At 70.4% G+C, this 22,679-nt stretch carries 21 protein-coding genes and 2 pseudogenes; 8 read left to right on the top strand and 15 right to left on the bottom strand.

From position 1 onward, the window contains the following. From ABZ880_RS18345 to ABZ880_RS18330, 4 genes are all read right to left on the bottom strand, one after another. Positions 1-812 (bottom strand): electron transfer flavoprotein subunit alpha/FixB family protein (locus ABZ880_RS18345; RefSeq protein WP_361263464.1); only part of this gene is annotated, 812 nt, incomplete at its 3' end. A 95-nt stretch (positions 813-907) separates the two neighbouring features. Beyond that, the gene (locus ABZ880_RS18340; RefSeq protein ID WP_361263461.1) at positions 908-1,696 is read right to left on the bottom strand and encodes an electron transfer flavoprotein subunit beta/FixA family protein; all 789 of its coding nucleotides are present in this window, start codon (positions 1,694-1,696) and stop codon (positions 908-910) included. Between the two features lie 219 nt (positions 1,697-1,915). Further along, positions 1,916-2,431, bottom strand: coding sequence for a flavin reductase family protein (locus tag ABZ880_RS18335; RefSeq protein ID WP_361263458.1), 516 nt, complete (start codon positions 2,429-2,431; stop codon positions 1,916-1,918). 208 nt (positions 2,432-2,639) lie between these two features. Continuing rightward, a complete protein-coding gene (locus ABZ880_RS18330; protein WP_361263507.1) occupies positions 2,640-3,053 on the bottom strand; it encodes a thioredoxin family protein in 414 nt (137 codons plus the stop codon). 75 nt (positions 3,054-3,128) lie between these two features. On the opposite strand from ABZ880_RS18330, the gene ABZ880_RS18325 reads away from it, so the two are divergent. From ABZ880_RS18325 to ABZ880_RS18315, 3 genes are all read left to right on the top strand, one after another. After that, complete coding sequence (locus ABZ880_RS18325) at positions 3,129-3,545, top strand: DUF4395 domain-containing protein (protein ID WP_361263455.1); 417 nt, start codon at positions 3,129-3,131, stop codon at positions 3,543-3,545. 186 nt (positions 3,546-3,731) lie between these two features. After that, the gene (locus tag ABZ880_RS18320; RefSeq protein WP_361263452.1) at positions 3,732-4,460 is read left to right on the top strand and encodes a lysophospholipid acyltransferase family protein; all 729 of its coding nucleotides are present in this window, start codon (positions 3,732-3,734) and stop codon (positions 4,458-4,460) included. Positions 4,461-4,596: 136 nt separating this feature from the next. Beyond that, the gene (locus tag ABZ880_RS18315) at positions 4,597-7,518 is read left to right on the top strand and encodes an NACHT domain-containing protein (protein ID WP_361263449.1); all 2,922 of its coding nucleotides are present in this window, start codon (positions 4,597-4,599) and stop codon (positions 7,516-7,518) included. Here ABZ880_RS18315 and ABZ880_RS18310 read toward each other — a convergent pair. From ABZ880_RS18310 to ABZ880_RS18290, 5 genes are all read right to left on the bottom strand, one after another. Then, a complete protein-coding gene (locus ABZ880_RS18310) occupies positions 7,484-8,188 on the bottom strand; it encodes a phenylalanine--tRNA ligase beta subunit-related protein (protein ID WP_361263447.1) in 705 nt (234 codons plus the stop codon). The two genes, ABZ880_RS18315 and ABZ880_RS18310, sit on opposite strands and share 35 nt — an antisense overlap. 8 nt (positions 8,189-8,196) lie before the next feature. After that, positions 8,197-8,790 (bottom strand): transglutaminase family protein, encoded by a 594-nt coding sequence (locus tag ABZ880_RS18305; protein WP_361263445.1) that lies wholly within the window; start codon positions 8,788-8,790, stop codon positions 8,197-8,199. A gap of 82 nt (positions 8,791-8,872) precedes the next feature. Continuing rightward, positions 8,873-9,943: a low specificity L-threonine aldolase gene (locus ABZ880_RS18300; protein ID WP_361263442.1), complete on the bottom strand. Its 1,071-nt coding sequence runs from the start codon at positions 9,941-9,943 to the stop codon at positions 8,873-8,875. Further along, on the bottom strand, positions 9,940-10,689 hold the full coding sequence (locus ABZ880_RS18295; protein ID WP_361263505.1) for an SDR family NAD(P)-dependent oxidoreductase: 750 nt from the start codon (positions 10,687-10,689) through the stop codon (positions 9,940-9,942). The genes ABZ880_RS18300 and ABZ880_RS18295 overlap by 4 nt, the downstream gene beginning before the upstream one ends. 41 nt (positions 10,690-10,730) lie before the next feature. After that, positions 10,731-12,128, bottom strand: a complete 1,398-nt coding sequence (locus ABZ880_RS18290; RefSeq protein WP_361263439.1) for a DUF6421 family protein — start codon at positions 12,126-12,128, stop codon at positions 10,731-10,733. Between the two features lie 395 nt (positions 12,129-12,523). Here ABZ880_RS18290 and ABZ880_RS18285 point away from each other — a divergent pair, with 395 nt between their 5' ends. Beyond that, positions 12,524-13,207 carry a glycerophosphodiester phosphodiesterase family protein gene (locus ABZ880_RS18285; protein ID WP_361263436.1) on the top strand — a complete coding sequence of 228 codons (684 nt, stop codon included), beginning with the start codon at positions 12,524-12,526 and terminating at the stop codon, positions 13,205-13,207. Between the two features lie 3 nt (positions 13,208-13,210). Here the strand turns inward: ABZ880_RS18285 and ABZ880_RS18280 are convergent, their stop codons facing one another. Then, positions 13,211-13,753, bottom strand: a complete 543-nt coding sequence (locus tag ABZ880_RS18280; protein ID WP_361263433.1) for a GNAT family N-acetyltransferase — start codon at positions 13,751-13,753, stop codon at positions 13,211-13,213. Between the two features lie 71 nt (positions 13,754-13,824). Here ABZ880_RS18280 and ABZ880_RS18275 point away from each other — a divergent pair, with 71 nt between their 5' ends. Further along, positions 13,825-14,217, top strand: a complete 393-nt coding sequence (locus tag ABZ880_RS18275; RefSeq protein ID WP_361263431.1) for a VOC family protein — start codon at positions 13,825-13,827, stop codon at positions 14,215-14,217. A 13-nt stretch (positions 14,218-14,230) separates the two neighbouring features. Here ABZ880_RS18275 and ABZ880_RS18270 read toward each other — a convergent pair whose 3' ends face one another. Beyond that, positions 14,231-15,145, bottom strand: coding sequence for a GNAT family N-acetyltransferase (locus ABZ880_RS18270; RefSeq protein ID WP_361263428.1), 915 nt, complete (start codon positions 15,143-15,145; stop codon positions 14,231-14,233). A gap of 181 nt (positions 15,146-15,326) precedes the next feature. Here ABZ880_RS18270 and ABZ880_RS18265 point away from each other — a divergent pair. Further along, positions 15,327-15,410: pseudogene (locus tag ABZ880_RS18265) on the top strand (VOC family protein); the annotation flags it as partial. Between the two features lie 100 nt (positions 15,411-15,510). On the opposite strand, the gene tnpA reads toward ABZ880_RS18265, so the two are convergent. Continuing rightward, positions 15,511-15,942, bottom strand: a complete 432-nt coding sequence (gene tnpA, locus ABZ880_RS18260) for an IS200/IS605 family transposase (RefSeq protein WP_361263425.1) — start codon at positions 15,940-15,942, stop codon at positions 15,511-15,513. A gap of 26 nt (positions 15,943-15,968) precedes the next feature. On the opposite strand from tnpA, the gene ABZ880_RS18255 reads away from it, so the two are divergent. Further along, on the top strand, positions 15,969-17,312 hold the full coding sequence (locus ABZ880_RS18255) for a transposase (RefSeq protein ID WP_361263422.1): 1,344 nt from the start codon (positions 15,969-15,971) through the stop codon (positions 17,310-17,312). A 46-nt stretch (positions 17,313-17,358) separates the two neighbouring features. After that, positions 17,359-17,652 (top strand): annotated as a pseudogene (locus tag ABZ880_RS18250) (VOC family protein); the annotation flags it as partial. Between the two features lie 11 nt (positions 17,653-17,663). Here the strand turns inward: ABZ880_RS18250 and ABZ880_RS18245 are convergent. From ABZ880_RS18245 to ABZ880_RS18235, 3 genes are all read right to left on the bottom strand, one after another. Next, entirely contained in the window at positions 17,664-20,216 is a 2,553-nt protein-coding gene (locus ABZ880_RS18245; protein WP_361263419.1) for a cellulosome protein, read from the bottom strand. A 125-nt stretch (positions 20,217-20,341) separates the two neighbouring features. Further along, positions 20,342-20,884 carry a MarR family transcriptional regulator gene (locus ABZ880_RS18240; protein WP_361263416.1) on the bottom strand — a complete coding sequence of 181 codons (543 nt, stop codon included), beginning with the start codon at positions 20,882-20,884 and terminating at the stop codon, positions 20,342-20,344. Then, positions 20,881-22,548 (bottom strand): FUSC family protein, encoded by a 1,668-nt coding sequence (locus ABZ880_RS18235; protein WP_361263414.1) that lies wholly within the window; start codon positions 22,546-22,548, stop codon positions 20,881-20,883. Before ABZ880_RS18235 ends, ABZ880_RS18240 begins: the two co-directional genes overlap by 4 nt. Between the last annotated feature and the right edge of the window lie 131 nt (positions 22,549-22,679).

The following is a 22,679-nucleotide window of genomic DNA, read 5'->3' as shown; positions in this document are numbered from 1 at the left end:
TGCTGGATGGCGCCGGAGATGCCGTTGGCGATGTACAGCTGCGGCGAGACGGACTTGCCGGTCTGGCCGACCTGGTTGGTGTGCGGGTACCAGCCCGCGTCCACCGCCGCCCGCGAGGCACCCACCGCCGCACCCAGGGAGTCGGCGAGGGCCTCGATGAGCGGGAAGTTCTCCGCCCCGTTGACGCCGCGGCCGCCGGAGACCACGATCGCGGCCTCGGTCAGCTCCGGACGCCCGGTCGACTCCCGCGCGGTACGGGCGGTGACCTTCGTGCCGGCCGCCTGCGCGGAGAACGACACCGTCAGGGCCTCGACCGCGCCGGCGGCCGGGGCGGCCTCCACCGCGGCGGAGTTGGGCTTGACGGTGATGACCGGGGTGCCCTTGATGACGCGGGTCTTGGTGGTGAAGGAGGCGGCGAACACCGACTGGGTGGCCACCGGGCCCTCCTCGGACGCCTCCAGGTCGACGGCGTCGGTGAGGATGCCGGAGCCGATCCGCAGCGCGAGGCGGGCGGCGATCTCCTTGCCCTCCGCGGAGGAGGGGACCAGCACGGCGGCCGGGGCGACGGCGGCGACCGCGGCCTGCAGCGCGTCGACCTTGGGGACGACCAGGTAGTCGGCGTACTCGGCGGCCTCGTGGGTCAGGACCTTGACGGCGCCGTGCTCGGCGAGCGCGCTCGCGGTGTCGGCGGCACCGTTGCCCAGCGCGACGGCGACCGGTTCGCCGATGCGGCGGGCCAGGGTCAGCAGCTCCAGGGTGGGCTTGCGGACGGCACCGTCCACGTGGTCGACGTAGACGAGAACTTCAGCCATGGGAACGAAACTCCTTGCGGATGTGCGAAGTCTGAGGGGCGGTGAGGGAGTTGAGCCGTGACGGGGCTACCGGCCCTTGAGGGGCCAGGACCCCTTTAGATGAACTTCTGGCTCGCGAGGAACTCGGCGAGCTGCTTGCCGCCCTCGCCCTCGTCCTTGACGATCGTGCCCGCGGTCCGCGCCGGACGCGCGGCGGCCGCCTCGACCTTGGTGTACGCACCGTCCAGACCGACCTCTTCGGCGTCGATCTCCAGGTCGGACAGGTCCCAGGAGGTCACCGGCTTCTTCTTCGCCGCCATGATGCCCTTGAAGGACGGGTACCGCGCCTCACCCGACTGGTCGGTCACCGACACCACCGCGGGCAGGGACGCCTCCAGCTGCTCGCTGGCGGCGTCGCCGTCGCGGCGGCCCGTGACCGTGCCGTCCGCCACCGCGACCTCGGACAGCAGGGTCACCTGCGGCACCCCCAGCCGCTCGGCGACCAGCGCGGGCACGATGCCGCCGGTGCCGTCCGTGGAGGCCATGCCGGAGACCACCAGGTCGAAGCCGGCCTTCTCGATCGCCTTCGCCAACACCAGCGAGGTGCCGATCGCATCGGTGCCGTGCAGGTCGTCGTCCTCGACGTGGATGGCCTTGTCCGCGCCCATGGACAGCGCCTTGCGCAGCGCGTCCTTGGCGTCCTCCGGACCCACCGTCAGCACGGTGATCTCCACGTCGTCGTCGGAGTTCTCGGAGATCTGCAGCGCCTGCTCGACCGCGTACTCGTCCAGCTCGGAGAGCAGACCGTCCACGTCGTCCCGGTCGACGGTCAGGTCATCGGCGAAGTGCCGGTCGCCAGTGGCGTCGGGCACGTACTTCACAGTGACAACGATCCTCAAGCTCACGCCGGCTCTCCTACTGCATCGTCATTTCGGTGCTGCCTACTTTCAGGCAGCATAGGCGCCTCAAGCGGCCGATCCCGATCGGGGCGACCCGCGCTCCGAGCGAAATATTACTCGTCAGTACACCCAGTTCGTTCCCGCTAAGCAAGCGCTTTGAACTGTGACCTTTGCAACGCAGCGTAATCGGAACTCGACCGCTTCGCAGCGGGAGCCGGCTCGGGATCAGTCACGCAGGCCGTTGAACCGGCCCTGGTGGTAGAGGAGGGGGCGCCCGGGGCCCGCGGGGTCGCCGAGGACGACCTCCGCCAGCACGATGCGGTGGTCTCCGGCGGGCACCCGGCCCACCACCCGGCACACCAGCCAGGCCGGCACGTCGTCGAGCACGGGAACGCCCTCGGGGCCCTCGCGCCAGGCGGTGGGCGCGCCGAAGCGGTCGGCGCCGCTCCTGGCGAAGGTGGCCGCCAGCTCCTGCTGGTGCTCGCCGAGTATGTGGACGCCGATGTGCTGGGTGGCCGATATCGCGGGCCAGCTGGAGGCGCCGGTACTGATGCCGAACGACAGCAGCGGGGGCTCGGCGGAGACGGAGGTGAGGGAGGTGGCGGTGAAGCCGACCGGGCCCGCGTCGCCGCGCGCGGTGATCACGGCGACGCCCGCGGCGTGCCGCCGGAAGACGGAGCGCAGCAGGTCGGGAGAGGCGAGCTGAGGGGTACGGGTGCCGAGGTCGGGCGAGGCCGTCATGGAGTTGTCCTTCTGCGAAGAGGGGCGAGCGGGGCCGAGGAGGGTCAACAACCCGGACAGCGCGCGCTCGCGGTGCGGGCGAGGTCGACGTGGACCCGCCCGAAAAGAAGGAGTTCCTTGGGCATACGGTCAGGCTGACGATAGATGGTGCGGCCAGTCAAGTACGTTCCGGCATATGGGAGATGCCTCACCGTCCATGGCACAGCCGTCAAACCGCCTCCCCCAGCGCGGCGATGACATCGGCCTTGCGCGGCTGGCCGGTGGCGCGTCGGACGACCTGGCCGTCGGCGTCGAGGACCAGCACCGTCGGGGTCTTGAGGATGTCGAGCTCGCGTACGAGTTCCAGGCGGTCCTCGGCGTCGATCTCGACGTGACTCACGCCCGGGACCATGTCGGCCACTTCGCCGAGGACCCGCCGGGTGGCCCGGCAGGGCGCGCAGAAGGCGCTGGAGAACTGCACGAGTGTGGCGCGCTCGCCGAGCTCCACGCCCAACTCGGCCGCCCCGAGCCGCTTTCCGCCGTCACGCACGCGCACGCGTACCCTCCCGCTCCGCTTCCGATGAAGTACCCCGTAGGCGCCCGCCACGGCGAGCACCACCACACACACCACAAGTCCGGTCATCACCTGCACAAGCATTCACGAGACTGCAAAGATTCCCGACTCCCCGAATCATTTCCGCTGCGGAATGCTTGATTCATGGACATCGATGTGAGGGGGCCGCGCTTCGGCGCGGCCGTGACGACCGTCGTGCTGGCGGTCGTGCTGATCACCGGGAACGCCTGGCTGCTGGCCTGGCAGACGCTGGCGTTCGCGCTCGGCGCGGCGGGCGGGGTGGCGCGTTCGCCGTACGGCTGGCTGTTCCGCAAGGCCGTTCGTCCCCGGATCGGGCCGCCGACCGAGTTCGAGTCCCCGGAGCCGCCACGGTTCGCGCAGGCGGTCGGGCTGGTCTTCGCCGGTGTGGGGCTTGTGGGTTACGCCCTCGGACCGACCTGGCTGGGGCTTGCCGCGACCGGTGCCGCGCTCGCCGCCGCGTTCCTCAATGCCGCGTTCGGGTACTGCCTCGGGTGCGAGATGTACCTGGTCGTACGCCGCGTGACGGTCCGTGCGGAGTAAAGACCGAGGAAAAGTCCAAGGTGGAACCAGTGATGGACGTGACGAGGATCTCGCCGTTCTGCGGCACCAGGACTGGCCAGCCGTTCGTTCTTCGGGCACGATCTGCGCAATGCCGTAAACCTACGGCAGCGTAACTTCCCGCCGGGAGAACCCCTTCCCAGGCAGAGAGAAGGGTCCACTCCGTCCATGGCTGAGCTTGTCTACCGTCCCGTCGTGGGTCTCGCCCAAACGTTGTTCAAGGCCTGGGACCTCAAGATCGACCTGAAGGGATCGGAGAACATTCCGCGCTCGGGCGGCGCTGTGCTGGTGAGCAATCACATCAGCTATCTGGACTTCATCTTCGATGGTCTGGCCGCCCTGCCGCAGAAGCGTCTGGTGCGCTTCATGGCGAAGGAGTCGGTGTTCCGGCACAAGATCTCGGGTCCGCTGATGCGCGGCATGAAGCACATCCCGGTGGACCGGAAGAACGGCGAGGCGGCGTACCAGCACGCGCTGCAGTCGCTGCGCTCCGGCGAGATCGTCGGCGTCTTCCCCGAGGCGACCATCTCGCAGTCCTTCACCCTGAAGAGCTTCAAGTCGGGCGCCGCGCGCATGGCCCAGGAGGCCGGCGTCCCGCTCATCCCGATGGCACTGTGGGGCACCCAGCGGCTGTGGACCAAGGGCCACCCGCGCAACTTCAAGCGCAGCCACACCCCGATCACGATCCGGGTGGGCGAGCCGGTGGAGGCACCCCAGGACCAGTACGCGGGTGCGATCACACGGCGGCTGCGCGAGCGCGTCCAGGAGCTCCTGGAGGCCGCACAGCGCGCCTATCCCGTACGGCCCAAGGGCCCGGACGACACCTGGTGGATGCCGGCCCATCTCGGCGGTACGGCACCCACTCCCGAAGAGGTGAAGGCGGCCGAGGCCCGCTGACAGGACGCCCGCCCGAACCAGTCCTATTGCGCGTGTTCCCCTGCCAGTAGGCCGCTTCCGGTCGTCTGGACGCCCGGTCCGCCCACGGCTACGGTCGCCGTATCGAGCGGAGACACGGGGAGGGGGTCCGAGCTGCGTGCTTGCCGAGGTCGCGGCCGGTGTGATCGTGGAGGCCATCGCCGGCACCGCCCGCTGGCTGCGCCGTGAGTCGGCGGGCGGGGACGGGAGCGATCAGGCTGCGCTGCTCCGCTGGTTCGACACCTACCGGCTCTCGGCGGCGCCGGACGGCGGGCCCACACTGCCGGACGGTGCGGACGTACGCTCCGTAGAGGAATTCTTCCGTTGCGACGACAGCCAGGCCGTGCTGCACGAGTTGCTCGCGGCGCGTCTCACGGATGCACCCGAGTCCGTGCTCGGGAGGCTGCGAGAGGCCTACGCGGCCTCTGCCCGGGCGGCCTTGGGCACCGTTTTCGCCACGGCTGGGCAGCCACACCCCGACGCGGCTGTGGAAACCCTGGGACGGGACTTCTTCGACCACTGTGATCTGGAGATCTCCGGAATGGTCGGGGAGTTGGCCGGCTCCGACTCGGGGCTGCTCGACCGGATCCGGCAGGAGGCGTTCTGGGCCCGCATCATCTCCGTCCTGGGGGCGGTCGAACGTCACACCCGGGCCCTGTCGCTGCGTGACTCGGCCTGCCTCGCGGCCGACCAGGCATTCGCGGATTCCTACCGGCGCCAAGTCGCCTTCGCCCACGGGTCCTTGGAACCGCCCGACTTCGAGCGGCGGCGACGGGTTCCGATCGACGCCCTGCATGTGAGCCCGGGCATCGTCGCCGTCGGCCGTGCGGGCGTGAACGACGGACCGACACTCGCCCTGGCAGACCTGGAACTCGCCCTCGACCGGACAGTGCTGCTCGGCGATCCGGGATGCGGCAAGTCCACCACCTGTCAGGTGCTCATGCACCGGCGGGCGACAGATCCCCGCTCTCCGCTTCCCTTCCTCGTCGTCCTGCGCGACTTCGCCCTGGCGGACGCGGACCAACGCTCGGTCGTCGACCACATCGAGCACCGGCTGGAGACGTACTACCAGTGCGCCGCGCCGCCGGGTGCCGTCGACCGGCTCCTGCTCAGCGGGGCCGCGTCGGTGGTCTTCGACGGGCTCGACGAACTGGTCGACTCCACCCGACGGCGAGAGATGACGGAGATCGTCGAGCTCTTCTGCAGCAGGTACCCGTTGGCGCAGGTCCTGGTGACCTCACGGATCGTGGGTTACAGCGAGGCTCAGCTCGACAGCCGTTTCTTCGAGTGTTACCGCCTCGGACCGTTCGGCGCCGAGCAGGCAAAGGCGTACGTCGAGAAGTGGTTCGCGCTGGAGGAAAACACACCGGAGGAGGCCCGGCGCAGCGCGGAGAGCTTCCTGGACGAGAGCTCCGGGCTGACGGATCTGCGGGCCAACCCGCTGATGCTGGCGCTCATGTGCATCCTCTACCGGGGTACGGGTTCCATGCCGCGCAGCCGTCCAGAGGTCTACGAGCAGTGCGCGACGCTGCTGTTCCACAAGTGGGACGTCCGGCGTCGGATCCATGTGGAACTCGCGATGTCACGTCTGGTCGAGCCCGCAATGCGCCATCTCGCCTTCTGGCTGTTCACCCGGGACGGCGACGCGCAGGCGGTGACCGAACGCGAACTCGTGGACCGGGTCGTGGAGTTCCTGGACGGCCGCGGATACGAAGAACGCGAAGCGGCTGAGGAGGCGGCACGGCAGTTCGTCGCGTTCTGCCGCGGGCGCGCATGGGTGTTCAGCGAGGTGGGCACCACGGCGGGCGGCGACGGGCTCTACACCTTCACGCACCGTACGTTCCTCGAGTACTTCGCCGCCGCTGAGCTGGCCAGTACCAGTGACACTCCGGAGGCACTTGCCCGACGGATCGCTCCCAAGGTGGCCCGGCAGGAGTGGGACACAGTCGGTCAACTGGCCGTGCAGATCAAGGACCGTACGACCGCGGACGGCGCAGCCCGGGTCTTCGCCGTGCTGCTCGACGAACGCCGAAGGCGGTCTGCGGCCGGCCGTGCGAACGTGCTCGCGTTCCTCGCACGCTGCCTCACGGGTGTGGATCCACCGCCGCGCATCGTACGGCGGCTGACGAGGGAGGCGATGGACCACCTCATGCGAGGTGATCCGGAGACGGAGGAGTTCAGCGGTCCTGTCGTCGCTCTGCTCAGCAGCTGCTGGAACTGCCGGGATCTCGTCGCGGACGAGCTCACCGGCGCGATCGCCGATGCCGTTCGATCGACTGACGCCTCCCGGCGGCAGGTGGCACTGGTGCTGGCGGCCTACGCGGGTGCCATGGCCCAGAGCACGCCCGTGTCCTCGGAGTGGTGGTGGGACTTCGCGCGCTCGATGATCGATGAGTACGCGCCGGAGTTCCGGGCAGCGGCCGAGGACCACATCGGCCTGATGGACGTCTGCCTGTGCCACGGGCTGACAGATCTGGAGGACTGTTTCGAGCGCTGCCGGCTGGAGTTCGGGGCGATCTTCGAAGGCTGGGGCATGGGAATTCGCAGCCGGAACAGTACGTGGTGGCCGTACGCGACCCGTTGCGTGTTCGTATTGCTCATCGGCACCGAGGGCTGCCGCCCTCTGGTCGAGACGGCTCTGCGCGACTGCGGCACGATCGGCTCATGGCTGGGACAGCATCCGAGCCCGCCGTGGACGGACCGGGCCGACGACGTGTCCCCGTTCCTCGACTACATCGCCGAATCGCTGGCCTCGATGGACCGGCGTGTTCGGCAGCCCCTCGATCCCGACGGTTACCTGGGCGCCGCGGTCATGCTTCTGACATCCATGGAGGCAAGCCGGGAGCCGATGATCGAGCGGTTTGCCCCACTCCTGGGCCCTCTCACCGACCTGTATCCCTACGCGGCAACCCGCTTCGGCGTGGCCGCCGCTCCCTTGCCCGACCTCCCCGTCCCCGACGGCTTCGGGGAGATCCTGCGCGCCTGGGCCCGGCGCGAGGTCGACTTCATCGGGCGGCCCGGACCGCCTCCCCCACCGTGATCCGCGCTCCCGGGCTGAACTTCCCCAGCAGTTCGGCCAGTTCGGCGCCCGCCGCCTCGACCTCGGCGACCGGCATCGGGGGCAGGCTCTCCAGCAGGAAGATGCCCGAGGTCGTGTTCTCGGTGAGGCGGGTGCGCGGGCCCTGGCGCCAGTTCCAGCGGCGGCAGGTCACGCCCGCGTCGTCGCGCCAGACCACCTCGCCCGCGTCGGGGTGTTCGACGACCTCCTCGCCGCCGGCCACGGTGACGAAGTCCTCGTCGCCGGTGGCCCGTACGAGGCGCATGCCGCCCTGGATGTGCTCCACGTCCTCGCCCCCGACGGGGATCAGATGGGCGACGCTGATGGCGTTGTAGAGGTCGACGAGCAGGTTGATGCGGGGCAGTCCGGCCTCCGACAGCGCCCTCTTCGCCAGCGCCTCCGCCGAGTTGCGGGTGCGCGAGGGCTTCGAGCCGAACGCCGTGTACGCCTCGCGCCAGGCGGCCATGTGCGGGTCCTCGTGCGGGGCGCGCCCGTCCAGGCGTACGGCGAGGCGGTCGGCCGCCTCGTCCAGGAGCGCCGAACTCTCCTCCGTGCTGGGCCCGTTGACCAGGCCGTGCGCCTCGATCGCGACATGGGTGAAACCGGGGGCGAGGGCGCGCACCTCGTCGGACACGGTCAGGGAGAGCGTCATGGTCTGCCTCAGAGTGCGGTGGGGAGCGTCTGCCAGAGATAAGGCCGGTCGAGTGCGGCCTTGAGGGCATCGAGCACCGCCGGGTGCGGTTCAGCATACAGGACTGGATAGTCCACCTCATTGGACTCCGGGTCGGGGATCCAGGCCAGCCGCTCGCCGTCGAGGGAGAACCGGGCGTCCACGCCCGGTTTGTTGCCGCGCGGATCCTGCCGGTGCCAGGCGCCGTTGAAGCGGACGGCGACCAGACCGTGCACGGCATACCCCGAGCCGTCGTCGTGTGCCAGCCGCTGGTAGCAGAGCGCGGCGGGGATGTCCTCGGCCCGCAGCAGGGCGGCCACGGCATGGGCCTTGGCGTAGCAGATGCCGGTGCCCTGCCGCAGCACGTCGGAGGCCCGCCAGGTGACGCGCAGATCGCCCGAGTCCTGGGAGTGCGGGATGGTGTCGCGCACGAACTCATAGGCTGCCTGCGCATAGGCATACGAGTCCGGTACGTTCTCGGCGAGACGGGCAGCCGTCTCCCGTACCACCGGGTGGCCATGGTCGATGACCTCGTCAGCAGCCAAGTAAGCGGACAGGTCAGGGGTGTTCTGGATCAGCTCCATACCCGCAGAGCATAGGAATGCGATCACCCGAGAGTCAATGACTTTTCGGGCGACCGCATATCTATGCATCGCTGGAGGTGCGTCAGCGGGCCATTTCCTCCTTGACCGCCGCCACGAACGCGTCCACGTCGTCCTCGGTCGTGTCGAAGGCGCACATCCAGCGCACCACGCCCGCGGCCTCGTCCCAGAAGTAGAACCGGAACCGCTTCTGCAGCCGCTCGCTCACGTCGTGCGGAAGCCTGGCGAAGACGCCGTTGGCCTGCACCGGGTAGAGGATCTCCACGCCGTGCACGGCGCGTACGCCCTCGGCCAGGCGCTGGGCCATCTCGTTGGAGTGGCGGGCGTTGCGCAGCCAGAGGTCCTTGGCGAGCAGGGCCTCCAACTGCACTGAAACGAAGCGCATCTTGGAGGCGAGCTGCATGGACAGCTTGCGCAGGTGCTTCATGTGGCTGACGGCGTCCTGGTTGATGACGACGACCGCCTCGCCGAACAGCGCGCCGTTCTTCGTCCCGCCCAGGGAGAGGATGTCGACGCCGACCGCGTTGGTGAACGTCCGCATCGGGACGTTCAGGGACGCGGCCGCGTTGGCTATGCGGGAGCCGTCCAGGTGGACCTTCATGCCGTGCGCGTGGGCGTGGTCGCAGATCGCGCGGATCTCGTCCGGTGTGTAGAGGGTGCCGAGCTCCGTGCTCTGGGTGATCGACACGACCTGCGGCATCGCGCGGTGTTCGTCGTCCCAGCCGTAAGCCTGCTTGTCGATCAGTTGCGGGGTGAGCTTCCCGTCGGGTGTGGGGACCGTGAGGAGTTTCAGGCCGCCCATGCGCTCGGGGGCGCCGCCCTCGTCGACGTTGATGTGCGCGCTCTCGGCGCAGATCACCGCGCCCCAGCGGTCGGTGACCGCCTGGAGCGCGACGACGTTCGCGCCGGTGCCGTTGAAGACCGGGAACGCCTCCGCCGTGGCGCCGAAGTGGCTGCGGATGATGCTCTGGAGGTTCTCGGTGTAGTCGTCCTCGCCGTACGCGACCTGGTGCCCGCCGTTGGCCAGGGCCAGGGCGGCGAGCACCTCCGGGTGGGCCCCGGCGTAGTTGTCGCTGGCGAAGCCGCGGACCGACGGGTCGTGGTGGCGACGGGCGTCGGTCTTCGGTGGATTCACGGCTTCTCGGTCAGCCACAGACGCTTTCCGTTCACTTCGGCGGCGGGCTTGTCCCAGACGTCGGCGATCGCCTCGGCGAGGTCCTTGACGTCGGTGAAGCCCGCGAACTTCGCGTTGGGGCGCTCGGCGCGCATCGCGTCGTGCACCAACGCCTTCACCACCAGGATCGCAGCCGCGGAGGTCGGCCCCTCGGCGCCCCCGGCCTTGCGGAAGAAGTCGCCCATGGCGAGCGTCCACGCCTCGGCGGCGGCCTTGGCGGCGGCGTACGCGGCGTTGCCCGCGGTCGGCCTGCTCGCGCCGGCCGCGCTGATCAGGACGTAGCGGCCGCGCTCGCTGCGCTGCAGCGCCTCGGAGAAGGCGAGGGAGGTGTGCTGCACGGTGCGGATGAGCAGCAGCTCCAGGAAGTCCCAGTCGTCGAGGCTGGTCTTGATGAAGGTCTCGCTGCCGCGCCAGCCGCCGACGAGGTGGACCAGGCCGTCGACGCGGCCGAAGTCCTTCTCGATGTGGGTGGCCCAGTCCCGGGTGGAGTCGAGGTCGAGGAGGTCGACGGGCTCGCCGGTGACGGTGGCCCCGCCGGAGGCGTAGCGGGCCGCGTCCACGGCCTCCGCCAGCCGCTCGGGATCGTTGTCGGCGGCCACGACGGTCGCGCCCGCCTCGGCGAGCCGGACCAGTGCCGCGCGCCCGGCGGGTCCGCCCGCGCCGGCCACCGCGATCACCGCACCGCTGAGAGCTCCGTTCCCCGCCATCTTCTTCGCCTCCTGAGCCTTGTTCTCGGTGATGCGGTCGCTCACGCGGCCACCCGCTCGGCGCTCTCCGCCGTGATGCCCCTGGTGGAGGCGATCACGTTCTTCAGCTTCTTGGAGAGGGCCTCATAGAACATGCTCAGCGGAAACTCGTCAGGAAGCACGTCGTCGACGAGCTTTCGCGGCGGCCGGCTCAGGTCGAGGGCGTCGGGGCCCTTGGCCCAGCGGGAGCCGGGGTGCGGGGCGAGGTACTGCGACACCAGGTCGTACGCGGCGAACCAGTGGACGAGCTTCGGCCGGTCGATGCCCGCCCGGTAGAGCTCCTCGATCTCGGCGCACAGCTGGTTCGTCACCTGCGGTGCGCGCTGCCAGTCGATGAACAGCTTGTTGTCCGTCCAGCGGATGACGTCGTGCTTGTGCAGGTAGGCGAAGAGCAGCTGGCCGCCGAGGCCGTCGTAGTTGCGCACGCGCTCGCCGGTGACCGGGAAGCGGAACATCCGGTCGAACAGCACCGCGTACTGCACGTCACGGGCCTGCGGGACGCCGTCGGCCTCCAGCTTCACGGCCTCCTTGAAGGCGGTGAGGTCGCAGCGCAGCTCCTCCAGGCCGTACATCCAGAACGGCTGCCGCTGCTTGATCATGAAGGGGTCGAAGGGCAGGTCGCCGTGGCTGTGGGTGCGGTCGTGGACCATGTCCCACAGGACGAAGGCCTCCTCGCAGCGCTTCTGGTCGTGGACCATCGCGGCGATGTCCTCGGGCAGCTCCAGGCCCAGGATGCCGACGGCGGCGTCGGTGACCCGGCGGAAGCGGGCGGCCTCGCGGTCGCAGAAGATGCCACCCCAGGAGAAACGTTCCGGCGCCTCGCGCACGGCGATGGTCTCGGGGAAGAGGACGGCGGAGTTGGTGTCGTAGCCGGAGGTGAAGTCCTCGAACTTGATGCCGCAGAACAGCGGGTTGTCGTAGCGGGTGCGCTCCAGCTCGGCCAGCCAGTCCGGCCACACCATGTGCAGCACGACCGCCTCGAGGTTGCGGTCCGGATTGCCGTTCTGCGTGTACATCGCGAAGACGACCAGGTGCTGCAGGCCGTCCGCACGGTTCGCGGCGGGCTGGAAGGCCAGCAGCGAGTCGAGGAAGTCGGGCACCTGGAAGCCGTCGACGGCCCAGCGGTCCAGGTCCTTGACCAGGGCCTCGTGGTAGGCGCGGTCATGCGGAAGCAGCGGGGACAGTTCCTCCACGGCGTCCATGACACGCCGTACGGCGGCCTCGGCGTCGGTGCGACGGGGCGCACCCTCGGCCTCGAGGTCGATCGATCCGTCCTTGGACTGCCATGGCCGGATCTGCTCCACGGCATCCTTGAGCACGGCCCACGCCGGGTGGTCCACCACCCTGGTCGCGGGAGGAACCTGCTCCCCCGAAGCCGACTGCACAAGAATTTCCGTCATGTCCCATCCTTCACAGGAGAAGCTCGCGTCAGGAGACCGTATACATACGAGCTTCCTCCCAGCAAGAGGATCATCGGGAGATTATCCTGCGTATTCCGATGGTCACCGAACTTTTTCCTGCCGGAAACCGATCCGGCAGGCATATGGGTATCGCGCGGCTACCCCGGGTCCGGGCCGCCGAAACCGGCCACCGGTCAATGCCCGCAGGACTCGCCCACGCCAGGGTGACCGCCCCCGCCGGTACGGGCCAGGTCCGCCCCTGGTGCCACGCCAATCCCCCGTGTACGCGCGGGTACATCACGGGTCGGGGCCGTTAGGCTGCGGATCTGCCCGCACGGCCGTCCGCTCCGGTCGCGCGTGGAGCCGAGCCGCCGTCGACGGAAGCGAGTTGAACCTTGAACTTCCTTACCATCGGTCATCGCGGAGTCATGGGTACCGAACCCGAGAACACCCTCCGTTCCTTCGTCGCCGCCCAACAGGCCGGCCTCGACCTGATCGAACTCGATCTGCACCTGAGCAAGGACGGCGCCCTCGTCGTCATGCACGACACCGACGTGGACCGCACGACCGACGGCACCGGCCCGATCGCCGAGAAGACCCTCGCCGAGATCCGCGCCCTGGACGCCGGGCTCGGGGAACGCGTCCCGGTCTTCGAGGAGGTCCTGGAGGCGGTACGGGCGCCGCTGCAGGCCGAGATCAAGGACGTGGCGGCGGCGCGGGCGCTGGCCGAGGTCATGCTGAACCGGGACCTGGTCGCGCGGGTGGAGGTGTCCTCCTTCCACGACGAGGCGATCGCCGAGATCGCCCGCCTGGTGCCGGGCGTACGCACCGCGCTGATCGGCAGCCGCTACGGCACCGACATCGTGGACCGTGCCGTCGAGGCCGGCGCCAAGACCCTCTGTCTCAACATCCGCCGCCTCACGCTGGAGGTCGTGGAACTGGCCCGCAAGGCGGACCTGAGGATCATCGGCTGGGTCGTCAACACCCAGGACCACCTGCGTCTCGTACGGGCCCTGCAGCTGGACGGCGCGACCACCGACTACCCGGAGATCAAGCGCACCGGCCGCTTCACGGCATGAACGTCACGCCAGCTGCTTGACCAGCAGCTCGAACTGCAGGTCGTCGCGCTGCGGGACGCCGAAGCGCTCGTCGCCGTACGGGAACGGGGTCATCTGTCCCGTACGGCGGTAGCCGCGGCGCTCGTACCAGGCGATGAGGTCGTTGCGTACGGAGATCACGGTCATGTGCATCTCCGTGGCGCCCCAGGTCTCGCGCGCCGTGCGCTCCGCCTCGGCGATGATGACCTTGCCGAGGCCGCCGCCCTGCTGCGCGGGGCTGACTGCGAACATCCCGAAGTAGGCGTGCGTGCCGCGGTGTTCGAGCTGGCAGCAGGCGACGACGACACCGTCCCGCTCGACCGTCAGCAGCCGGCTGTCCGGCGACTTGATGACGGCGAGCACTCCCTCCGGGTCGGTGCGCTGCCCTTCCAGGATGTCCGCCTCGGTGGTCCACCCGGTCCGGCTGGAGTCCCCGCGGTAGGCCGACTCGATCAACGCGACCAGGACGTCCACGTCGGCATCGGTGGCATCACGGAAGGTCAGTGCGGCGGTGGCGGCGGTGTCCATGGAGCGGATCTCCGAATCTCGGGCGCGGCTCGGGCAGAGTCGAGCGTAACCCTGCCACTAGTCTTCGCTGCATGGTGCACGTTCTCGGCAGCCGGACGCTTCTCCACCCCACCGATCCCGAGCGGTCGCGTCGTTTCTACGGCGAGCAGTTGGGGCTCGCCGTCTATCGCGAGTTCGGTACGGGGCCGCAGCGCGGCACCGTGTACTTCCTCGGCGGCGGGTTCCTGGAGGTGTCGGGTCGGTCCGAGGCTCCGCCGTCCCCCGCCGTGCAGCTGTGGCTGCAGGTGGAGGACGTCGCCGCGGCGCACGACGAGTTGCTCGGCAAGGGCGTCGAGATCGTGCGGTCGCCGGTGAAGGAGCCGTGGGGGCTGATCGAGATGTGGATCGCCGATCCGGACGGGACCCGGATCGTGCTGGTGGAGGTGCCCGCGGATCATCCGATCCGGTACCGGCCGGGGATCTGATCCGTATCCGGGCTCAGCGCGCGCGGTGTTCCCAGCGGCGGTCCGTGCGGGTCAGTTCCTGGAAGCCTGCGGTGCGCAGGAGGTCGATGGCCGGCTTGTCGTCGGCCTGCTCGTAGGCGAAGAGCCGGTTCACGTCGGCGAGGTGGAGCCAGGCGGTGGCGTGGGCCAGGAGCCGGTGCTCCAGGCCCCTGTCGTGGGAGGCCGGGTCGATGTGCAGGTTGCCGATGTCGGCCAGGCCCGCGGTGCGCGCCTGGCGTTCGGGGCGGGCCAGGGTCGTGTCGATCTCTATGAAGCCGACGGCGTGTGCGTCGACGTACGCCGTGAAGCGGGTGCCGCACTCCCCCAGCGTCCGCTCGAACGTCAAGCCCGGGTGGGGTTCGGGGGCCGGCAGGTCGGACACCCGCGCGATCAGGATGACCTCCGTGTCGCCGGTGTGGCGGAAGCCGGCGCGTTCGTAGACGGCCCGGATGTGCGGCCAGTTCCGGGGCAGACCGTAGACGACCGGGGCCGGTACGGCGCCGTCGGCGTACCGGACGCGTACGTTCCAGCGGGCGAACTGGGCCAGGCACGCGGCCATCAGCTGGTCGGCGGCCTGCTCGGCGTCCGGCCAGAAGGACGCCGGCGGATGGCAGACGAACCAGTCGATCTCACCGGCGTCCCGACAGGTCTCGCCGACCTCGGCGCCGGAGCGGTAGCGCAGCAGATGGGCGGCTGCCACGACGTAGCGGCGCTGCTCGGCGACGAGCGTGACGCGCTCGGCGACCCATGGGTCGGTGATGAACTCGCCGGGCTGTCGCTCCAGGTCGCTCAGGACGGTGTTGACCGAGACGGAGACGCCGGGGACGACGGCGGCGACGTGCGCGTTGATCAGGTCGGTGAGCTGGTCGCGGTCGTCGCGGCGGAAGGGGCGCACCGTGAGCGCGGACATGCGGGTCCTCCGGGGTGTGGTGGTGGAGCGGAGGCCGCCATGCGGTGCGGTACAGGGGTGAGCGTACGTCGGCCGTGGCGCCGGGCGCGAGGGGTTTGGCCGGAGGGCCGGATGGCCCGGCGCCGGGCCCGGGCATAGCGTGCTGGAGGGGGCGCCGAAGCACCTGCTCGGAAGGAACACCATGAAGCTCGACAAGCCGGTGACCGGCGGGCCCTGCTGGACCGAGCTCGGGACCGGTGATCTGGAGGCGGCCAAGCGGTTCTACCTTTGATCTTGGCCAGTGCTCCGGCCTTCAGGCCGGATGGTGAAGGCCATCTCAAGACTGCTCTGACCGGCGCCATGGGCACGGGTCCGCAGTGTCAGCCTCAGCTCACGGGGCGCTGCTGCTGCTTGATGGACTGCTGTACGACGGTCAGGGGCGCCCCGCCGCAGCTTCCGGCGAAGTAGGAGCCGGACCAGAAGTGGCCGCCCCACAGGTACCGGCGCACGTGCGCGTCGTACTCCTTGCGCAGCCGGCGAGCGGATACGCCCTCGAGGGAGTTGACCAGCTTGGAGAGCTGGACTTTCGGCGGGTAGTGCACGAGCAGGTGCACGTGGTCCTGTTCGCCGTTGAACTGCTTCAGGTCGGCCTCGAAGTCCGCATAGACCACCCGCGTGATCTCTTCGCAGCGCGTCGGCATCTCGCCGGTGAACGCCGCCCGCCGGGTCTTGGTGATGAACACCGAGTGGATGTGGAGGTGGTAGACGGCGTGACGACCGGTTCTGACGTCGGGATTCGGATTCCAGCGCGGCGACATCAACCACGTGCAGTATGTTGATCACTGTGGGTGAATTCGGCGTGGTGAGGCGGCAGTTCGGGCACCGTGCCCGACTGGCACTGAGCCCAGCCGAGATCCGGGTCATGGACGACCAGGCGCACGCGGCCCGCACCCTGTGGAACTGCCTGCACTCCTGGTGGCAGATGATGCCCAAGGGCAAGCGCACCCTGGCGGGCGCGGACGCTGCGATACGGCAGGCCCGCAAGGATCTCGATTACCTCGCCGTCCTTCCCGCCCAGGCCGCGCAGGCCGTCTTGAAGACGTACCACCGGGCGTGGGTGAACTGCTGGGAGGGACGGGCACAGGAGCCCACCTACAAGGGCCGCTTCCGCGCGCCGATGTCCGTGGACATTCCGCAGGGCCGGGACCTGAACATCGTCCGCGTGCACCGCCGGTGGGGCATGGTCAACATTCCCAAGGTCGGCCGGGTCCGCTTCCGCTGGACCAAGGACCTCCCGGTCGGCAAGCGGGCGAACCAGGAGAACCGGATCACCGGCGCCCGCCTCGTCAAGGACGCGCTCGGCTGGCACATCGCCTTCCGCGTCCAGACCATCGAACGCGCCCCCGGGCCGCACCAGGGGCCGGAGGTCGGCATCGACGCCGGGGTCAGCATCCCCCTCGCCCTCTCCAACGGCGACCACCAGGACCACGGACGTGCCACCTGGACCCCCGGCGGAACCTCCGACCGGGACAAGTGGCTGAACGCCGACGAGAAGGCCAGGCTGCTTCGCCTGGAGCACAAGGCCGCCAGGCTCAAGCAGCACCGCAAGAAGGGCGAGCGCACCAGCAATCGCCTGCGTGCCGTGTACGACCAGATCCGGGCGCTCCGAGCGAAAGCCAAGCGACGAGCCGAAGACTGGCAGCACAAGACCACCACCTACCTCGCCCAAACGTACGGCGTGATCGTGGTGGAACGGCTCAACATCCTCGGCATGACCAAGGCCCCCGCGCCCAGGCCCGACCCCGACAACGCGGGAGCGTTCCTGCACAACGGGGCCGCCGCGAAGGCCGGGCTGAACCGTGCGATCGCGCAGGAGGCGTGGGGGCGGACCGTGACGATGCTGACGTACAAGACCGACCGCTGCGGCGGCCGGCTCGTCAAGGTCCCCGCCCCCTACACCTCCCAGCGCTGCTCCGCCTGCGGCTTCACCGTCCCCGGTAGCCGAGCGAGTCAAGAACTGTTCGTATGCAAGAACCCTGACTGCGGCTGGACGGCGAACGCCGACTGGAACGCGGCCCGGAATATCTTGCACCTGTACCGGATCGGCCACGTCGTCGTGGAGGTCCCGGCCGCCGGAAGGCGCGGTCGCAGGGCGGGTAAGACCGTCAAACCCACCGCAGCAATGTAGGCGGGAATCCCCTTCCTGAGCTTGCGAAGGGAGGGGAGAACTTCAAACGACGGTGTTCGGCTGCGTCAGCGCCTCGGAGCACTACACGTAGTGGGGCCTCGACGGTGAGGACTTCGGCGGCATGGTGCGCATGGACGAGAACTTCCCGCCCGAGGTGCCGCCGCACTGGCTGCCGTACTTCGCGGCGGCGGACGTGGACGCGACCGCGGCCGCTGCGACGGAGGCGGGCGGCACCGTCCTCATGGAGCCGACCTCGGTGCCGGACGGGCCACGGATCGCGGTGCTGCGGGATCCGCAGGGGGCGGTCTTCGGGGTGCATCCGGCCGGTGCGGAAGGCTGAGCAGTGGCTGGTCAGGCAAGCGGCGTCACCGTGACCCGGTCGACGACCGGGGCGTACGCCGACCGCTGGCCGTAGCCGTTCGTGGTGTGGCCGTCGAAGTCGGGGAGTTCGTCGGCGGTGAAGGTGAGCGTGTTGGGGCCCTCGGTCAGGGTGACCGGGACGGAGAGGTTCCAGAAGTTGTTGAAGTGGAAGGTGGTGGGGAACAGGACGCGGTGCGGGGCGGCTCCGTTGACGGAGATGTCGGCGTGGCGGCAGACCGGGTCGGGGTTGTAGTGGGTGGCGGGGGCCTGCTCGCCGTTGGAGTAACGGACGGTGAGCGCGTGGCGTCCGGCTCGCGCGGCGGTCACGGTGAGGGTGAGCGTGTTGGCGGGGCCCGCGCCGATGCCGTCGACCGCTTTGCCGCCGGTCGCGTACGGGTATGCGGTCACCTTCGCGGTGCCGGTCAGGGTGCCCTCCGCTGCGGCGGACGACCGTGCGGGCAGCAGTCCGCCGGAGGGGGCGACGCGCAGCCGGTCCACGACCAGGCGTTCCGAAGTCCCGGTCACCGTCACCTTGTTGATCCCCCCGGCCAGGAACAGCGGGACGGCGCCGCGCTGGACGCGCCCGAGTTCCTCGCCGTTGACGGTCAGTCGGCCCTCCCCGGGGCCGAGCAGGTCGACCGTGACGGTGGCCTCGCCGTCGTCGGCGGCGTGCACCCAGAAGGTGACGGTGCCGCCCTGCGGGAGGACGGCCGCGCCGGGGCCGGAGGCGCCGAGGTGGGCGTAGCTGGTCCGGGCGCCGCCGCCGAGCGCCGCATACTCGGCGTCGTACACGGCCGTCCGCTCGCCGTCACGCAGGACGAGGTCCAGCTTGTCGACGACCGCGTCGCCCTTGGTCACGCCGAGGTCGGGGTCCTGCGCGGCGAGCGTGATGCGGTGCGGGCCGGCGGTCAGCGCGGCCTCGGTGTCGGTGTGGCCCCACACCGCCCACTTGTAGCCGAGGGGCAGCCGCAGTTCGCGCGCGTCTTCGCCGTCGACGCGCAGGAAGACGTTGGTGGGGCCCTGCTCGCGCACCGCGTCGGCGAGGTTGTGGGAGTTGGCGAAGACCCGGATGTCGTACGTCCCCTCCTGCGGGACCTCGACGTCGAAGGCGAGCACGCCGTCGGAACCGGTGCGCAGGCCGCCCACGTGGTGGCCGCCGGAGGTGGCGAACTTGTCGACGTCGGACGGGGACCCTTCGGGACCGTTCTTCGAGTAGCCGCTGCCCGTGTAGGTGGCGTCCTCGGCCTCGTACGTTCCTCGCCAACTCACCGACGGCGGCAGCAGCGTGGCGCCGTGGCCGCCGGGTGCGAGGGTCAGCTGGTAGGCGGACATCTCGTCGAGGCCGGTCAGGGGCAGGCTCACCCGGCCGTCCACGACGGGCAGTTCGGTGTCCCGCAGCCGCAACGGCTGGCCACTGGCGCCGACTTGGCCGGTCCAGGGGATCTCCTGGAGCCGTACGTGGACCGTCGTGCCGAAGAGGTCCGCGTCGACGCCCTCGACGACGAGGTCCGCGGCGCCGCTCCCGCCGCCGAACAGCACCCGCGCCTGCCGCTTGTCCCGGTCGAGCGCGGCGACGCCCTGCAGGGTGTACTGCACGTTGGGGTGCGGTGCCCTGACCTCGACGGTGTTCCCGGACAGCTGCCCGTAGGCGTTGAACAGCCACCACTGGCCGTTGCCCCTGTTCGCCTCCACCGCCGAGTCGTTGAGGTTCCCGGCGATGTTCCAGTACGCCAGGTCGGCGTCGACCTTGGACTCCTCGATCGCGGCGATCCACTGGATCATCTGCCCGGGGACGGACAGGTGGTAGTTGTGCGCGTACTCGTTGAGGTTGACGGGCAGCGGGCCGATGCCCAACTCCCGCTCCAGCGCACGGTACTTGGCGACATTCGTGCGGACCTCGTCGGGCGAGGACAGCTCGTGCCAGGTGATCACGTCCGGGAGCACGTCGTGATCGCGCGCGAACTCCAGGAAGCCGCGCACCTCCGGGTACAGCACGCAGGTGTTGGGTCCGGCGATGCGCGCCTCCGGGTCGATCTGCCGGATCAGGCGGTACGCCTGCTGCCAGGCCGCGAAGTAGGGGCCCGGTTCGGTGTGCCAGGAGACGCCGTCGTAGCTCCACTCGCCCGTGCCGAACATGTTGCCCTCGGGCTCGTTGAACGGCACCCACACGATGTGGGACCTGAGCGCGCCCAGCTTCTGCGCCTGCTCGACCTGGTGGCGGACGCTGCCCAGGTACGTCGCGAGCCGTTCCTCGCCGGTGGCGCCCGGCCACTCGTAGGGGAAGCCGCGGTGGATGTCGGTGAGGTAGACGTACACGTCCCTGCCGCCGGCCGCGACGAAGGGCGGCAGGACCTCCAGGGCGTCGGCGCCGGGGTGCTGGATGCCGTCCTGGGCCTTGGTGGTGACCGTGCGGACGTACATGCCCTCGACGACGGCGCGGCTGGGCACGCCGTCGCCGTACAGGCCGTAGAGCGTGCCGCTCGCGCCGCCGTGGAAGGGGCCCGTCTCCGCGCCCAGGTCGACAGTGAGCCTCTCGGCTGTCACGGCATCCCTCTTTCGTTCGGCATGTCGTACGCCGGTCGATGATCCGAACCGGCCTGACGAACGTAGGGAGAAGCGTCGATCACGTCAACGGTGGGGTGGCTTCCGAAAGTTCCGACAGCGGTCGTTCAGACCCGGACGGCACCCAGGCGGCCTTCCAGCCGGCCGAGCAACTCACCGAGGAGTCCGGCCAGTTCACCCTGCCCCTGCGGGTTCAGCACGGACAGTACGGCGGTCTCGTGGGCGAGCTGCTCGGGCAGGATGCCGTCGACCAGGGCGCGGCCGGCGTCCGTGAGGCGGACGTGGGCGACCCGGCGGTCGCGGGTGTCGCCGCGGCGCTCCACCAGGCCGCGCTCGGTCAGCTGCTTGAGGCGTTTGGTGACGGCGGCGCCGGAGGAGAAGGTCTCGCGGGCCAGTTCGCTGGGGGTCAGCTCGTGGCCGGTGCGGCGCAGCGCGCCGAGCAGGTCGAACTCGGGGCGGCTGAGGCCCGCCCGGCGCAGCGGGGCGTCCTCGGCCTGCTGCAGGAGGGCGGCGCAGCGGTTGATGCGGCCGATGATCTCCATGGGCCCGGTGTCGAGGTCGGGGTGGACGGCCTGCCACTGCCGGACGACCGCGGAGACGGTGTCGTCGCCCCTGGTCGCGCCCGCCTGCCGTCCGTTCGGTGCCGTCATGGCCGTACGCCCTCCGTTGTCGCCCTCCGGTGCAGCCCCTGCCGCCGTACCGTCGCCGCGAGCGTACGGTGTCCGGCCTGCTCGGCGCGCACGACCCGCTCCTGGGGCAGGGCGCGCTGCCACCACTCGCCGGAGGCGGCGTCCACGGCGGTGCGCAGGTCGGTCAGCGCGGTGGCGAGGGAGCGCCGGGCGGCCTCGAGGGCGGCGGGCGCGGCGGCGGGCTGCGACAGGAGGCGGGCGGTGCGCTCGCGGCAGTGCTCGACGGCGGCCAGCGCGTCCTCGACCCGGTCGCCGGCGCGGCGGTTGGTGACGGCGACGGCGGCCAGGAAGCCGACCAGGGCGCCGACGACGGTGTCGACAACCCGCTCGGTGATCAGCCGGCCGGGCTCCTGGAACCGGGTGAACTCGGTGATGAGCAGCGCCATCGGGGTCACACAGACGCTGCCGAGCCAGTAGTTGCGGCTGATCAGCGCCTCGGCGCCGAAGTTGAAGGCGAGGCAGACGAGCACGAGGGCCGCCGGGCCGAGGTGGGCGAGCGGGACAACGGCGGCGAAGAGCAGGACGCCGACCAGGTTGCCGACGACGCGCTGGACGCCCCGGCTCCAGGTGAGGCGGATGTTGGCCTGGTAGAGGGAGGCGGCGGTGACCAGGGCCCAGTAGGGGCGGCCGACACCGAGGGCGAGGGACGCGTAGCCGGCGAGGGCGCAGCCCAGGGCGGTGCGGACGGCGATCGGGGCGAGCGGGCCGAGCCTGGTCCAAAACAGGCGGGCGGGGGCGGCGAGTTCGGCGTCGACGCCGAGGAGTTCGTCGCCGTCGCGCGGGTCGTGGAGCTCGGGGACGGGGCCGGTGCCGCTCAGTTCGCGCGCCCAGGCGCGCAGCTGCTCGGGGTCGGAGTCGGCGGGGGCGGCGAGGGCGACCTCGGCACGGACGAGGAGGTGCTCGAGGGCGCGCCGGGTGCGGGCGGACCGGGCTGCGGTGGCCAGGAGTGCCTGCCATGCGGCCTGGACGGCGGCGGCCGCGGCGGCGCGGGAGCGCGGGGGGCCGTCACCGGTGGGGTGCGCGGCGGCGTACGCGGCGGCGGCCTTCAGGGCGCCCGCGGTGGCCCGGCGCTCCGGGCCGTGCGGGCGCAGCAGGCCGGGCGCCATGCCGACGAGCCAGGCCCAGCCGCCCGCCGCGAGGGCCGGCGCGAGGTGGCCGGGGACCTGACCCAGGGTCTGCGGGGCGAAGAGGGAGGCGGAGCTGATGAAGGTGAGGACCACATTGCCGGGCGGGCCGATACGGGTCGCGTCGCACAGCGCCTTCTGCAGCGCGGCCAGCAGGGCGCCGACGGTGACCAGCACGACGGCGTCGGCGGTGAGCGAGGCGGCGACCAGCGCGACGGCGAGCCCGCCGACCATGCCGAGCACCACCCAGGCCAGGGCGCGGGCCCGGGCGGCGTAGGGACGGTTGTGGGCGTACAGGGCGCACAGCGACCCGGCCATCGTGTACATCGCCAGGTCGAGCCGGCCGAGGGCGAGCAGCGTCAGGTTGGGCGGGGCGACCGAGGCGAGCACGCTCAGGGCGGGCTTGAACCAGATGTCCGAGGGCCGGCCCAGGCGGAGCACGCCGGCCAGGGGGAGGCGGTGGACGCGCGGGGCGGCGGAGGTGGAGGGCGCACTGCTCATGGAAATCAGCTTAGCAGGTGTTTTACTCGTAAAGAATCTTCGGGCGCCACGCTCACCTGCTGTGCTCCGTCGAGTGCTCCCCGTGTACACCCTTGCGCTCGCGTGCGCACCGCGTCCCCCGGGCATCCACG

The sequence above is a fragment of the Streptomyces sp. NPDC047043 genome, from assembly GCF_040644055.1.
In the GTDB taxonomy this organism is placed as follows: Bacteria; Actinomycetota; Actinomycetes; order Streptomycetales; family Streptomycetaceae; genus Streptomyces.
Note: the sequence above shows the minus strand (reverse complement) of the source record. Positions and strands in the feature narration are given on the sequence as shown.

Excerpts from the sequence above, each read along its gene's own strand:
- ABZ880_RS18335 (WP_361263458.1), bottom strand. The coding sequence starts at position 2,431 with ATGACGGCCTCGCCCGACCTCGGCACCCGTACCCCTCAGCTCGCCTCT.
- ABZ880_RS18330 (WP_361263507.1), bottom strand. The coding sequence starts at position 3,053 with ATGACCGGACTTGTGGTGTGTGTGGTGGTGCTCGCCGTGGCGGGCGCC.
- ABZ880_RS18325 (WP_361263455.1), top strand. The coding sequence starts at position 3,129 with ATGGACATCGATGTGAGGGGGCCGCGCTTCGGCGCGGCCGTGACGACC.
- ABZ880_RS18320 (WP_361263452.1), top strand. The coding sequence starts at position 3,732 with ATGGCTGAGCTTGTCTACCGTCCCGTCGTGGGTCTCGCCCAAACGTTG.
- ABZ880_RS18310 (WP_361263447.1), bottom strand. The coding sequence starts at position 8,188 with ATGACGCTCTCCCTGACCGTGTCCGACGAGGTGCGCGCCCTCGCCCCC.
- ABZ880_RS18305 (WP_361263445.1), bottom strand. The coding sequence starts at position 8,790 with ATGGAGCTGATCCAGAACACCCCTGACCTGTCCGCTTACTTGGCTGCT.
- ABZ880_RS18295 (WP_361263505.1), bottom strand. The coding sequence starts at position 10,689 with ATGGCGGGGAACGGAGCTCTCAGCGGTGCGGTGATCGCGGTGGCCGGC.
- ABZ880_RS18290 (WP_361263439.1), bottom strand. The coding sequence starts at position 12,128 with ATGACGGAAATTCTTGTGCAGTCGGCTTCGGGGGAGCAGGTTCCTCCC.
- ABZ880_RS18280 (WP_361263433.1), bottom strand. The coding sequence starts at position 13,753 with ATGGACACCGCCGCCACCGCCGCACTGACCTTCCGTGATGCCACCGAT.
- ABZ880_RS18275 (WP_361263431.1), top strand. The coding sequence starts at position 13,825 with ATGGTGCACGTTCTCGGCAGCCGGACGCTTCTCCACCCCACCGATCCC.
- ABZ880_RS18270 (WP_361263428.1), bottom strand. The coding sequence starts at position 15,145 with ATGTCCGCGCTCACGGTGCGCCCCTTCCGCCGCGACGACCGCGACCAG.
- tnpA (WP_361263425.1), bottom strand. The coding sequence starts at position 15,942 with ATGTCGCCGCGCTGGAATCCGAATCCCGACGTCAGAACCGGTCGTCAC.
- ABZ880_RS18240 (WP_361263416.1), bottom strand. The coding sequence starts at position 20,884 with ATGACGGCACCGAACGGACGGCAGGCGGGCGCGACCAGGGGCGACGAC.
- ABZ880_RS18235 (WP_361263414.1), bottom strand. The coding sequence starts at position 22,548 with ATGAGCAGTGCGCCCTCCACCTCCGCCGCCCCGCGCGTCCACCGCCTC.